A 12646-nucleotide genomic window follows, 5' to 3' on the forward strand; every position below is an offset into this window, starting at 1 on the left:
GCGGTTCCCAATTCGAGGCGACCTCGGGAGCGGCGCCCCAGTCAGTAGCCCGCCGCGAGGTCGATGCGCCCCTCGAAGCCGCCGTCGCCGAGGAATGCGGCGACGTTCCGTCGCACGCGTTCGGCGAAGAGCGGCACGGTCATGGCGTCGGTGTCGGCAACGTGCGGCGTGATGATGCACTCGGGAATCGACCAGAGCGGATGCCCCTCGGGCAGCGGTTCGGGGTCGGTCACGTCCAACCCGGCTCCTCCGAGCCGACTCGACCGCAGGGCGTCGACGAGCGCATCGGTGTCGACGAGGCCACCGCGTGCCACGTTCACGAGCACGGCGCCCTGGAGCATCCGAGCGAACTCAGCGGCGCCCATCAGGCGACGTGAGGCGCCGGTCAGCGCGGCCGCGATGAACACCACCTCGGCTCGCTCGAGGGCCTCGCCGAGCTCCGACGTGGTCACCGTGCGGAACGCACCCGCGACCGGCTCGGCGCGCCGCCGCACGACCGTGACGCGCACGCCGAACGGTGCGAGCAGGCGCAGCAGCTCCACGGCGATGCCGCCCGCACCGACGATCACCACCTCCGCGCCGTACAGGCTGCGCCCGCGCTCGTCGGTCTGCCACGACGTTGCTCCCACCCGTCGGGGCAGTTCGCGCAGCAGTGCCAGGGCGAGCATGAGCGCGTGCTCGGCGACCGGCTGCGCATACGCGCCCTTCGCGCTCGTCCACACCCGCCCGTCGCCGCGGTGACGTTCGAGGAGCGGCGCGAATGCGTCGACACCGGCCCAGGGCAACTGCACCCAGGTGACCTCGGGGTGTGCGTCCAGGGCTGCGCCGAGCCGCTCGGCACCGGATACCGCCGTCCACACGATCCCCCGAGTCGACGCGTCGAGCGGCCCGACGACCCCTCCCGCATCATGCACCGCCGCCACGACGGCGCGGTCGCCGTCGGGAAGCACCGCGATCGGGCCCGACGAAACGGGCGTCGGGGCGCCGGCCGACGCGGCGATGGCGCCCGGCACGGCTCGATGCCGAACAGCCGCCGCCGAGGCATCCGTCACCGCTGTGGACCCTCGCCGAGCTCATCGATGATGGCGTGCCCGTCATCGAGCGCGCCCGCGAGCGCCATCACGTACGGGTGCTCGGGGTCTGCGAAGACGTCCTCGATCGTGCCGAGGGCGGCGAGCTCTCCGCGGTCGAGCACCGCGATGCGGTCGGCCGTGCGCCGCAGCACCGGGAGGTCGTGGGTGATGATGAGCGCCGTGAACGTGTGCTGCTCGCGAAGCTCGACGATCAACTGCGCCACGACGTCGCGCACGGTGAGGTCGATGCCCGCGGTCGGCTCATCGGCGATGAGCACCGACGGCCCGAGCACGAGCGACCGCGCGAGCGCGACACGCTGACGCTGACCGCCGCTCAGCTCGTACGGGAACTTGTCGAGGTAGCCCAGCGGCAACCGCACGGCATCGACCATCGTGGCCACGCGCGTCTGGAGGGCACGTCGGTTGTAGCGGCGATCGCGCTCGAGGATGGGCTCACCCACGATCTCGGCGACGGTCAGGTCGGGTGGCAGTGTGGCCGCCGCGTCCTGCGCGAGATAGCCGACGTGGAACCGGTACTCGGGCAGCTTCCGCCGCGGAAGGCTGCGGAGCCGATGGCCCAGCACCGTCGCTTCTCCCCCCGTGATCACCGGGTTGACCTCGGCCTCGCGCGGGTCGAACGCGACACCCGCGAGCACCTTCGCGAGCGTGCTCTTGCCGCTGCCGGCACTCCCCAGCAACCCGAGCACCTCACCCGGCGCGATCGTCAGGGTCACGCCGCGCAGGGCCACGTGTGCGGGACTCGCACCGTGCGGCGGGTACTCGAGCGACAGGTCGCTGAGCATGATCGGATAGCCGTGTGCGGCGCTCCGCATCAGCTCGCCTCCCGGAGCCGGCGCAGTTCCTCTCGGCGCTCGGCCTGGGCGACCGGGTCGGGCACCGGGAGCGAGGCGAGCAACCGCTGCGTGTACGGGTCCTTCGGTGCGCCGAGCACCTCGGCGCCGGTGCCCTCCTCGACGAGCTCGCCGCGATACAGCACCGCGATGCGATCGGCGAGGAGATCGACGACGGCGAGGTCGTGGCTGATGAACAGCGACGCGAATCCGAACTCACGCTGGATCTCGGCGAACAGCTCCAGCACTCGCGCCTGCACCGACACGTCGAGGGCCGAGGTCGGCTCATCGGCGATGAGCAGCTCGGGCTCGAGCGCTAGCGCGCGGGCGAGGCTCGCGCGCTGACGCTGGCCGCCGCTCAGCTCGTGCGGGAAGCGGTCGCCGTACGCGCGCGGCAGCTGCACGGCCTCGAGGAGCTCATCGACGCGGCTCCTCGCGTCGGCCGGATTGGCGGCACGACCGTGGATGACGAGCGGCTCGGCGACCGCGTCGGCGATCGTGAGCAGCGGATTGAAGCTCGAGGCGGGATCCTGGAAGACGAACCCGATGCGGCTCCGCGACGGACGGAACTCGCGCTCGCGAATCCCGTTCATCTCGTGGCCGAGCACCTTCAGCGATCCGCCGGTGACCTTGGTGAGGCCCGCGATGGCCCGACCGATGGTCGTCTTGCCCGAACCCGACTCGCCCACGAGCCCGAGCACCTCGCCGGGGCGGATCACGAGGTCGACGCCGTCGACGGCCCGGAAGCCCGGGCGCCCGAACCGGCCCGGATAGACGATCTCGAGACCGGACGCCTCGACCACGGGGACCTGGGTCTTCCAGTCCGCGGCACGCGCTTCAGCGCGCTCCACGGCGCTCGCCCGGCCGGTGCCGACGTAGGGCACCGCCGCGAGGAGCGCCTTCGTGTACTCGTGCTGCGGGGCGGCGAAGAGGGTCGTGGCATCCGCCTCCTCGACGACCTTGCCCTGGTACATCACCGCGACGCGGTCGGCGAGGTCGGCGACGACGCCCATGTTGTGGGTGATGAGCACGATGCCCATGCCGAACTCGTCGCGGCAGCGCCGGAGGAGGTCGAGGATCTCGGCCTGCACCGTGACATCGAGCGCGGTGGTCGGCTCGTCGGCGACGATGAGTCCGGGGTCGAGCACGAGCGCCATCGCGATCACGATGCGCTGCTTCTGCCCGCCCGAGAACTGGTGCGGGTAGTGGTCGACGCGATGCTCGGGGTCGGGGATGCCGACGCGGCCGAGGATCTCGATCGCCTTCGCACGCGCGTCTTTCGCCGAGAGGTCGGAATGCGCACGCAGGCCCTCGGCGATCTGCCAGCCCACCGTGTAAACGGGATTCAGGGCGGTCGACGGCTCCTGGAAGACCATCGCGACATCCTTGCCCCGGATGCTGCGAAGCTCACGCTTCGGAATGGAGATCACGTCGTGGGTCGCGGTCCCGGCCTTGTTCGAGAGCAGCACCGCACCGCTCGCGGTCGCCGTCTCGGGCAGGAGGCCGAGGATCGTCTTCGCGGTGACGGTCTTGCCGCTGCCCGACTCACCCACGATGGCGAGGACCTCGCCGCGCTCGACCGAGATCGAGACGCCGTCGACGGCCTTGACCGCACCGGCATCCGTCGAGAAGGAGACGCCGAGCCCTTCGATGCTGACCACCGTGCTCATCGCTTGACCTCGATCCCGTGCTCGTCGAATGTCTCGCCGTCTTCGAGGCCCGCGAGGCCGCCCGGACCGGCCGTGAGCGCGCCGCCCGGTACGACGGACGTCTCGGCGACGACGCCGGCCGATTGTGCCACGCGGCGTCGCCCGCGCAGACGCGGGTCGGCGAGGTCGTTGAGGCTCTCGCCGACGAGCGTGATGCCGAGCACCACCAGCACGATCGCGAGACCCGGGTAGAGCGCCGTCCACCAGATGCCGCTCGAGACATCCGACAGCGCCTTGTTGAGGTCGTAGCCCCACTCGGACGCGGCCGTCGGCTCGATGCCGAAGCCGAGGAAGCCGAGGCCAGCCAACGTGAGGATCGCCTCCGAGGAGTTCAGTGTGAAGATGAGCGGCAGGGTGCGCGTCGCGTTGCGGAGGACGTGGCGGAACATGATGCGGCCGTTCGATGCACCCAGCACCTTCGCGGATTCGACGAACGCCTCCGCCTTGATGCGCACCGTCTCGGCGCGGATGACCCGGAAGTACTGCGGGATGAACACCACGGTGATCGAGATGGCGGCCGCGAACACGCCGCCCCAGAGGTTGGACTGGCCGCCCGAGATGACGATCGACATGACGATGGCGAGCAGCAGCGAGGGGAAGGCGTAGATCGCATCGGCGATGACGACGATGATGCGGTCGAGCCATCCGCCGAAGTAACCCGAGACGAGGCCGAGGAACACGCCCGCGAAGATCGAGAGGAGCACCGCGATGATGATCACGAGGAGCGCGGTCTGGGCGCCCCAGATGACCCGCGAGAGCACGTCGTAGCCGCCGACCGTCGTGCCGAACGGATGCTCGGCAGACGGCGCCTGCTGGCTGCCGAACGCCACGCCGTCGGCGCGGAGTTGGCCGAACTCGTACGGAGCGATGAGCGGCGCGAAGATGGCGATGACGACGAAGAACCCCGTGAGCACCAGGCCGGCCACGAGCATGCCGCGCTGCAGGCCGACGCTCTGGCGGAGCTGGTGCACGACGGGGATTCGGTCGCGCAGGAGCCGCTTCGGTGGGCGGATGGCGGAGTCGGTCGTCATGTCAGTACCTCACCCTCGGATCGATGAGCGCCGCGATGATGTCGACGATGAAGTTGGTGAGCGCGACGATGACGGCGAGCAGGGCGACGATGCCCTGTACGGCGACGAAGTCGCGGGCCTGGAGGTACTCCGCGAGCTGGAAACCGAGTCCCTTCCATTCGAATGTCGTCTCGGTGAGCACTGCGCCGCCGAGGAGCAGGGCGATCTGCAGGCCGATGACGGTGATGATCGGAATGAGCGCCGGGCGGTAGGCGTGCTTGCGCACGAGACGGTACTCGCTCACGCCACGCGAGCGGGCCGCGTCGACGTAATCGGTCGAGAGCGTGCCGATGACATTGGTACGCACGAGACGCAGGAAGACCCCGGCCGTGAGGAGGCCGAGTGCGATGGCGGGGAGCACGGCATGCGAGAGCACGTCGCCGAGCACGGCGGGGTCGCCCGTCAAGATCGCATCGATCGTGTAGATGCCGGTGTTGTTCGGAAGCACCTCCATCTGGATCTCCGAACCCGTCGACGCGCGCCCCGCGACGGGCAGCACCTTCAGCCACACCGAGAAGACGAGCTTCAGGAGCAGGCCGGCGAAGAACACCGGGGTGGCGTAGCTGAGGATCGCGAAGACGCGAAGCGCTGCGTCCTGGCCCTTGTCGCGGTGGTACGCGGCGATCATGCCGAGTGGGATGCCGACGACGAACGCGACGATGAGCGAGTAGAACACGAGCTCGAGCGTCGCCAACCCGTAGGTCAGGAGGATCTCGGTGACCGGCCGGTTGTCGGTGATCGTCGTGCCGAAGTTGCCGGTGAAGATCTGTCCGAGGTATTCGAGGTACTGCACGATGATGGGCCGGTCGAAGCCGGCCGCACGAATGCGCTCGGCGAGCTGATCCGCGGGCACCTGGCCGCCGAGCGCCGCGGTGATCGGGTCGCCCGTCGTGCGCATGAGCACGAACACGAGGGTGACGAGGATGAACACCGTCGGGATGATGAGCAGTGCCCGCACCAGGATGTAACGCCCGAGACCGCCCCCCTGCGACTTCGTGGGTCTGCTGGAGGCGGGTGGCGCGCCGGTGGCGGGCGTCGTCGTTGAGGTCAATGTTCGCCAATCGGGTGGGCTCGAATGCGGGTGGCCCGCTCCGGAGAGCGGGCCACCCGTTCCTTGCGTAGAAGAACTCTAGCCGTTCTGTCGGCTCAGCCCTTCGAGAGCGCCGCGAAGCGGAACTTGAAGGATGCGTCGAGCGTGTCGTCGGCGCCTTCCACGTCGGAGCCGACCACGACGACCTGTGCACCCTGGAGGTACGGCAGGGTCGACAAGTCGGCGGCCACCTTCTCCTGGATGTCCTCGATCAGCCCGGTGCGGGCGTCGACATCGGCCTCCGACGCCTGCTGGATGATGAGGTCGTTGACTTCCTGGTTCTCGTAGTGGTTGCCGAGGAAGTTCTCGACCAGGAAGAACGGCGTCAGGTAGTTGTCGGCGTCCGAGTAGTCGGGGAACCAGCCGAGCTGGTACGCCGGGTACACGTCGGACGTGCGGTCCTCGGAGTACTGTACCCACTCGGTCGTCTGCAGGTTCACCGTGAACAGGCCGGATGCCTCGAGCTGGTCCTTGATGAGCGCGTACTCGTCGGCCGACGAAGGGCCGTAGTGGTCGTTCGAGTACTGCAGGTTCAGCTCGACCGGTGTGGTGACGCCCGCGGCGGTGAGGCGCTCCTCGGCCTTCGCGGGGTCGGGTGCGCCCGCGCCGTCGCCGTAGAGCTCCTTGAGCGGCTCGATCGCACCGGCGAGGCCCGCGGGGATGTAGGAGTACAGGGGCGTGTAGGTGCCCTTGTAGACCTGCTCCGAGAGCTCGTCACGGTCGAGGAGGTCGGCCATCGCCTGGCGCACGGCGAGGGACTTCGCCGGGTCGGCCTCGGCGGTCTTCGCGCCGAACGGCATGGTGTCGAAGTTGAACACGATGTAGCGGATCTCGCCACCCGGGCCCTCGACGACCTTCACGCTGTCGTTGCCCTTGAGGTCCTCGATGTCGGTCGAGGAGAGGCTCCGGTACGCGACGTCGATGTTGCCCTCCTGCACGTCGAGCTTCATGTTCGAGGACTCGGCGTAGTACTTGAGGTTGACCGTCTCGGTCTTCGGCTCCGCGAGGAGGCCCTGGTAATCGGGGTTCGCCTTGAACGACACGAGGTTGTTGAAGTCGTAGCTCGTGATGACGTAGGGCCCGGCGAAGGCGTTGGCCTCGACGATCTCCTCGTCGGGGGTCAGCTCGTCGGCGGCGAAGACCTCGTCGTCGACGATGGCACCCGGGAAGCTCGTCAGGATGAGCGGGAAGACCTGGTCGTTCTCGGCCTTCAGGTTGAACACGACCGTGGTGTCGTCGGGCGCGTCGACGCTGTCGAGGTTGTAGAGCAGGCTCGAGGCGCCGTTCGGGTCGGCGATCGCCAGGTTGCGGTCGAACGAGAACTTCACGTCGGCGGAGGTGAGGTCGTTGCCGTTGGCCCACTTGAGGCCCTCGGGAAGCGTCACCGTGAACTCGGTCGGCGAGGTGAACTCCGCCGACTCGGCGAGATCGGGAACCACGTCGGTGCTCTGGTAGTCGGTGTTGAGCAGGTAGGGGAAGACCTGCGTCTGCACGGCGAGCGAACCGTTGTCGTACGAACCGGCCGGGTCGAGCGTCGTCACCTTGTCGGTGGTGCCGACCGTCAGCGAGCCGCCGGCCGCCTCGGTGTCGCCGCCGCCGCCCGCCGAGCAACCGGCGAGTGCGAGGGCTGCCACCGAGACACCGGCTACCGCGATGAGCGCGCGACGCCGGTTCGTGGATGCGGATGTCATATCCGTCTACCTCTTCCTGTCAGGACTGAATCGCGCGCGGGATTGCCGCGGCGCGCTGTCGTATCTCTCAGGACTAGCACACGCGCCCGCGAATCTTGCAGGACCGCCCAACTCGTCGGAGGAATATTTACCGATCTGCAACCTTCGCCGCAGGACCTGTGCGCAGATGCGCACCGACGCGACGGATGCCGCTCAGTCGCCGCGGAGGCCCCGACGCTCGGTCTCGAGCTCCACGAGTGCTCGCTGCAGCGCGGTGAACGTCGCCGTGTCGGCACGGTCGGTGCGCTGGAGGCGCCCGAGGAGTTCGGACTTCTGGCGCAGGAGCTCCCGATCGATGAGCGAGGAGACGATGCCCCTGACATACGCGGCCACCTCGTCGTCGGTACGCTGCGGCACAGGCGCCACGGCGAGTTGCCGCACGATGCCCGCGAACGGCGCGGGCACCTCGTCGACGACCCGGTCGACGCGGAACGACCGATCGCCGGCGGCGAGCACCGAGGCGATGCCGTCGCGGATGACCGCGAGCGACGCGTTGCCGAACCGGCAGTCGACCGCTCGTCGCATGAGGTCGGTGCCGACCGCGTCGGGGGCTTGGATCATCACCTGCAGTGCGTCGCGCTCGAGCCGGGTCGACGGATCGTTCGGCAGCTCGGTGATCGAGAACGGCCGCTGGGGGGCATCCGTCGTCTGGGTCTCGTTCGCGGGCTGACTGCTGCCGGGGTCGCGCCCCGGGGTGCGACGCTCCCCCGGACCGCCCTGGGCGGTGCGTCCGTCGCTCGCCGAGCGCACGGCACGCGTCACCTCGCCGAGCTCCAGCCCGAGCATGCGGGCGAGCTCCCGGGTGTAGCCGGGCCGCAACGCGGGGTCCCGGATGTCGGCGACGATCGGCGCACCGGCGCGCAGCGCGGCGACCCGGCCCTCCACCGTCTCGAGGTCGTAGCGCGACAGGGTGTGCCTGAGGACGAACTCGAACATCGGCGTGCGCGTGTCGATGAGCGAACGCACGGCCGCGTCGCCCCTGGCGAGCCGCAGGTCGCACGGGTCGAGACCGTCGGGGGCGACCGCGACGAAGGTCTGCGCCGCGAAGCGCTGCTCCTCGGCGAACGCGCGCATGGCCGCCTGCTGTCCGGCGGCATCGCCGTCGAAGGTGAACACCACCTCACCGAGGCTGGAGTCGTCGCCGAGCACGCGACGGAGCACCTTGATGTGCTCCACGCCGAACGACGTGCCCGACGTCGCGATCGCCGTGGTCACGCCGGCGAGGTGGCAGGCCATCACATCGGTGTACCCCTCGACCAGCACGACCCGGTGGGTCTTCGCGATGTCGCGCTTGGCGAGGTCGAGCCCGTACAGCACCTGTGCCTTGTGATAGATCGCGGTCTCGGGGGTGTTCAGGTACTTCGGCCCCTGATCGTCGTCGAGGAGCCTGCGGGCGCCGAAGCCCACCGTCTGGCCGGTGACGTCGCGGATCGGCCAGATCAGGCGCCCGCGGAACCGGTCGTACACGCCCCGGTCGCCCTGCGAGACGAGACCGGCTGCGGCAAGCTCCTCCGTCGAGAAGCCCCGGGCCTTGAGGTGATTCGTCAGCGCATCCCAGCTCTTGGGGGCGAACCCGACGCCGAAGTGACGCGCGGCCTCGGCGTCGAATCCGCGCTCGCCGAGGAACCGGCGGCCGACCTCGGCCTCGGGCGAGCCGAGGCGCTCGACGAAGAACACCGCCGCCGCCTGGTTCGCGGCGAGGAGCCGCGCGCGGTTGCCGTGGTCGGACGCCTGCCCACCGTCTTCGTAGTGCAACTCGAAGCCGATGCGGCCGGCAAGGCGCTCGACCGCCTCCGCGAACGAGACGTGGTCCATGCGCTGCAGGAACGAATAGACGTCGCCCGACTCGCCGCATCCGAAGCAGTGGTAGTACCCGAGACCCGGGCGCACGTGGAAGCTCGGGCTCCGCTCGTCGTGGAAGGGGCAGAGACCCTTCAGCGAGCCCACGCCGGCCGACTTGAGGCTGACGTGTTCGCCGACGATGTCGGCGATGTTGGTGCGGGCCTTGACCTCGTCGACATCGCTCTGTCGAATCCGGCCCGCCATGGCTCTCATCCTAGTTCGCCGACACGCGGCGGCAGCCGGGCGTCACCGCTGCACCAGGCGCTCATACCAGGCGAGGGCGGATTGGTCGGTGAGGCTCGCGACCTGGTCGACGATCACGCGCTTGCGGGCGACGTCGTCAGCGGCCGCCCGCCAGTCCTCGGCGAAACCCGGGTCGAGGTGCCGGTCGCCGGCCTCGTGCAGCACGTCGGCGAGGGACGTCAGCACCTGCCGCTGCTGCGCGTAGATGGGCTGACGCGTGTTCCTCGACATCACGAACGCCGCCACGATGCCCTTCAGCACGGCGATCTCGGCCTGGATCTCGCGCGGCACCACGACGTCGGCACCGAACCGGATGAGGCTGGCGAGCGGGAACGCCGCGCGAGTGGCATCCGTCGCCGCGTGCGCGAACCGCCCGATGAGCTGGCTCGTGAGGTTCTTCAACTGCGCCTGTTCGCGCCGACTGCCGCTCCAGGAGTCCATCCACCCGTCGAGCGAGTCGAGCCGGTCGAACGCGGCGATGAGCTCGTCGTGCGTGATGGCGCCGCCGATCCACTCGTACATCGACGTGACCAGCGCATCGTGGTCGACCCGTGCACCGAGGGCGGCCACGTCGACGTAGCCGTTGACGATGGCGTCCTCGAAGTCGTGGACCGAGTAGGCGATATCGTCGGAGAGGTCCATGACCTGCGCCTCGATGCAGAGCCGGCGGTCGGGGGCACCACGGCGCATCCACTCGAACACCTCGACGTCGTCGCGGTAGAAGCCGAACTTCGCGCGCCCGCTCGGGTCGGGAACCGACGTCGCCTCGGGCCACGGGTACTTGCAGCTCGCGTCGAGGCTTGCACGCGTGAGGTTGAGGCCGTGGCTGCGCCCGTCGTCGCCGAACACCTTGGGCTCGAGGCGGGTGAGGAGTCGGAGCGTCTGCGCGTTGCCCTCGAAGCCGCCGATGTCGGTGGCCCACACGTTGAGGGCCTTCTCGCCGTTGTGCCCGAACGGCGGGTGGCCGAGGTCGTGCGCGAGGCAGGCCGTGTCGACGACGTCGGGGTCGAGCCCGAGGCTCGCGGCGAGCTCGCGCCCGACCTGGGCCACCTCGAGCGAGTGCGTGAGCCGGTTGCGGGCGAAATCGAGCCCGGCCGTGGGGCTCAGCACCTGCGTCTTCGCCGCGAGTCGGCGGAGGGCGCTCGAATGCACGAGCCTCGCCCGGTCGCGTGCGAAGTCGCTGCGACCCGACGTGTGCTTCTCGGGGTGCCGTCGCTCGGTGTCGGCGTCGCCGTAGCCGCCGAACAGTCGTTCGCGCACGTCAGCCGCCGCTCGTGTCGAGCTCGGCGTCGACGAGGGTGGTGCGGTCGTCGCCGGCGAGCTCCTGCGAATCGAGCCATCCCGCGGGAAGCGCGGGGCTCTTCGGCGTGCCCGCACGGCCGCGCGGCCCCTCGGCGCCCTCGCCCGGGTACGGCATCGACCAGTCGAGTGTGCCGAGCAGCTCGTCGAGCTGCGCGAGCGACTCGACGGTCGCGAGCTTCGCCCGAAGCTCCCCACCGACCGGGTACCCCTTGAAGTACCAGGCGACGTGCTTGCGGATGTCGCGGCAACCGCGTTCCTCGCTGTCGAAGAACTCCTTCAGCAGTTCCGCGTGGCGGCGGAACGTCTGCGCGACCTCGCCCAGCGTCGGCTCGGCCTTGCGCGCCTCGCCGCGGAACCCGGCCGCGAGGTCGCCGAAGAGCCACGGACGGCCGAGGCATCCACGGCCCACGACCACGCCGTCGCAGCCGGTCTCGGCGACCATGCGCAGCGCGTCGTCGGCCGACCAGATGTCGCCGTTGCCGAGCACCGGCACGCTCGTGACGGCCTGCTTCAGCTTGGCGATGGCCGACCAGTCGGCCTCGCCCGAGTAGAACTCGGCGGCCGTGCGCGCGTGCAGGGCGACCGCCGCGACGCCGGCCCCCTCGGCGATGCGTCCCGCCTCGAGGTAGGTGAGGTGGTCGGCATCGATGCCCTTGCGCATCTTCACCGTGAGCGGGATGTCGCCGGCCGCCTTCACCGCACCCTCGACGATGGCGCGGAACAGGCCGCTCTTCCACGGCAGCGCCGCCCCGCCGCCCTTGCGGGTGACCTTGGGCACGGGGCATCCGAAGTTCAGGTCGATGTGGTCGGCGCGATCTTCGGCGACGAGCATCGTGACCGCCTCGGCAACGGTCTTCGGGTCGACGCCGTAGAGCTGGATGGACCGTGGCGTCTCGGACTCGTGGTGCGTGATGAGCCGCATGGACTCGGGCGTGCGCTCGACGAGCGCGCGCGACGTGATCATCTCGGAGACGTAGAGGCCCGCGCCGAACTCGCGGCACAGCCGCCGGAATGCCGTGTTCGTGATGCCGGCCATCGGGGCCAGCACCACGGGGACGTCGAGGTCGAGCCCGCCGATGGACAGCGGGCCCGCGGGAAGCGTGGTGGTGGAGGGCATCGTCTTCGATTCTCCCAGAGAACCGGGGCACCCCGCCCTTCGGACCTCGCGCGCGCCTAGGATTCCGAGGAGGACGAGGTGTGGAGGACGAGATGACCGACGGCACGCTGACCGGTGCGGAGCGGGTGCGGGCGGATGCCGCGGCACGCGGGCTCGAGGTCGAGATCATCGAACGACCGGCCGCACGCAGCCTCGAGGAGGCCGCCGAGATCATGGGAATCACGCCCGTCGACATCGTGAAATCGCTCGTCGTGAAGAAGAGCGACGACACGTACGCGTTCGCGCTCGTGCCGGGCGGGCGCAAGATCTCGTGGCCGAAGCTCCGGGCGCTCCTCGGCGTGAACAAGCTGCAACTGCCGGATGCCTCGCTCGCCCTCGCCGCGACCGGCTACGAGCGCGGGACCATCACGCCGCTCGGCTCGACCACGGCGTGGCCGGTCGTCGTCGACGTCACGATCGCCGGGCGCCGCGTCTCGATGGGCGCGGGCGAGCACGGCCGGAGCCTCTTCGTCGACGCCGACGCGCTGATCCGCGCGTTCGACGCGACGGTCGCCGACATCACCGAGCCGGAGTAGTCAGGCCTCGGCGGTCGAGTCGGCGCGCAGCGCCGTACCGAGAC

The 12646-nt window shown here is 69.8% G+C and carries 10 protein-coding genes; 1 reads left to right on the top strand and 9 read right to left on the bottom strand.

Annotation, left to right across the window (positions count from 1 at the left end; genetic code table 11):
• Positions 1-41 precede the first annotated feature (41 nt).
• The 9 genes from AB0K73_RS14085 to dusB form a co-directional block, all read right to left on the bottom strand.
• Complete coding sequence (locus AB0K73_RS14085; RefSeq protein ID WP_360513987.1) at positions 42-1052, bottom strand: NAD(P)-dependent oxidoreductase; 1011 nt, start codon at positions 1050-1052, stop codon at positions 42-44.
• Positions 1049-1906, bottom strand: coding sequence for a dipeptide/oligopeptide/nickel ABC transporter ATP-binding protein (locus AB0K73_RS14090; protein WP_360513990.1), 858 nt, complete (start codon positions 1904-1906; stop codon positions 1049-1051). Before AB0K73_RS14090 ends, AB0K73_RS14085 begins: the two co-directional genes overlap by 4 nt.
• Entirely contained in the window at positions 1906-3594 is a 1689-nt protein-coding gene (locus AB0K73_RS14095) for an ABC transporter ATP-binding protein (RefSeq protein WP_360513993.1), read from the bottom strand. The genes AB0K73_RS14090 and AB0K73_RS14095 overlap by 1 nt, the downstream gene beginning before the upstream one ends.
• Positions 3591-4664 (bottom strand): ABC transporter permease, encoded by a 1074-nt coding sequence (locus AB0K73_RS14100; RefSeq protein WP_360513996.1) that lies wholly within the window; start codon positions 4662-4664, stop codon positions 3591-3593. Before AB0K73_RS14100 ends, AB0K73_RS14095 begins: the two co-directional genes overlap by 4 nt.
• A 1-nt stretch (position 4665) precedes the next feature.
• The gene (locus AB0K73_RS14105) at positions 4666-5754 is read right to left on the bottom strand and encodes an ABC transporter permease (RefSeq protein WP_360513999.1); all 1089 of its coding nucleotides are present in this window, start codon (positions 5752-5754) and stop codon (positions 4666-4668) included.
• Positions 5755-5849: 95 nt separating this feature from the next.
• Complete coding sequence (locus AB0K73_RS14110; protein ID WP_360514002.1) at positions 5850-7484, bottom strand: ABC transporter substrate-binding protein; 1635 nt, start codon at positions 7482-7484, stop codon at positions 5850-5852.
• 192 nt (positions 7485-7676) lie between these two features.
• Positions 7677-9569: a DNA primase gene (dnaG, locus tag AB0K73_RS14115; RefSeq protein ID WP_360514005.1), complete on the bottom strand. Its 1893-nt coding sequence runs from the start codon at positions 9567-9569 to the stop codon at positions 7677-7679.
• A 42-nt stretch (positions 9570-9611) separates the two neighbouring features.
• A complete protein-coding gene (locus AB0K73_RS14120) occupies positions 9612-10868 on the bottom strand; it encodes a deoxyguanosinetriphosphate triphosphohydrolase (protein WP_360514008.1) in 1257 nt (418 codons plus the stop codon).
• Between the two features lies 1 nt (position 10869).
• Complete coding sequence (dusB, locus tag AB0K73_RS14125) at positions 10870-12027, bottom strand: tRNA dihydrouridine synthase DusB (protein WP_360514011.1); 1158 nt, start codon at positions 12025-12027, stop codon at positions 10870-10872.
• 92 nt (positions 12028-12119) lie between these two features.
• Here dusB and AB0K73_RS14130 point away from each other — a divergent pair, with 92 nt between their 5' ends.
• Positions 12120-12602 (top strand): YbaK/EbsC family protein, encoded by a 483-nt coding sequence (locus AB0K73_RS14130; RefSeq protein WP_360514014.1) that lies wholly within the window; start codon positions 12120-12122, stop codon positions 12600-12602.
• Positions 12603-12646: the final 44 nt, after the last annotated feature.

The organism is Agromyces sp. NPDC052230 (assembly GCF_040679595.1).
GTDB lineage: Bacteria > Actinomycetota > Actinomycetes > Actinomycetales > Microbacteriaceae > Agromyces.

Bases quoted from the DNA above. Each gene is read 5' to 3' on its own strand.
- dnaG (WP_360514005.1), bottom strand. From the start codon at position 9,569: ATGGCGGGCCGGATTCGACAGAGCGATGTCGACGAGGTCAAGGCCCGC.
- dusB (WP_360514011.1), bottom strand. From the start codon at position 12,027: ATGCCCTCCACCACCACGCTTCCCGCGGGCCCGCTGTCCATCGGCGGG.
- AB0K73_RS14100 (WP_360513996.1), bottom strand. From the start codon at position 4,664: ATGACGACCGACTCCGCCATCCGCCCACCGAAGCGGCTCCTGCGCGAC.
- AB0K73_RS14095 (WP_360513993.1), bottom strand. From the start codon at position 3,594: ATGAGCACGGTGGTCAGCATCGAAGGGCTCGGCGTCTCCTTCTCGACG.
- AB0K73_RS14130 (WP_360514014.1), top strand. From the start codon at position 12,120: ATGACCGACGGCACGCTGACCGGTGCGGAGCGGGTGCGGGCGGATGCC.
- AB0K73_RS14110 (WP_360514002.1), bottom strand. From the start codon at position 7,484: ATGACATCCGCATCCACGAACCGGCGTCGCGCGCTCATCGCGGTAGCC.
- AB0K73_RS14090 (WP_360513990.1), bottom strand. From the start codon at position 1,906: ATGCGGAGCGCCGCACACGGCTATCCGATCATGCTCAGCGACCTGTCG.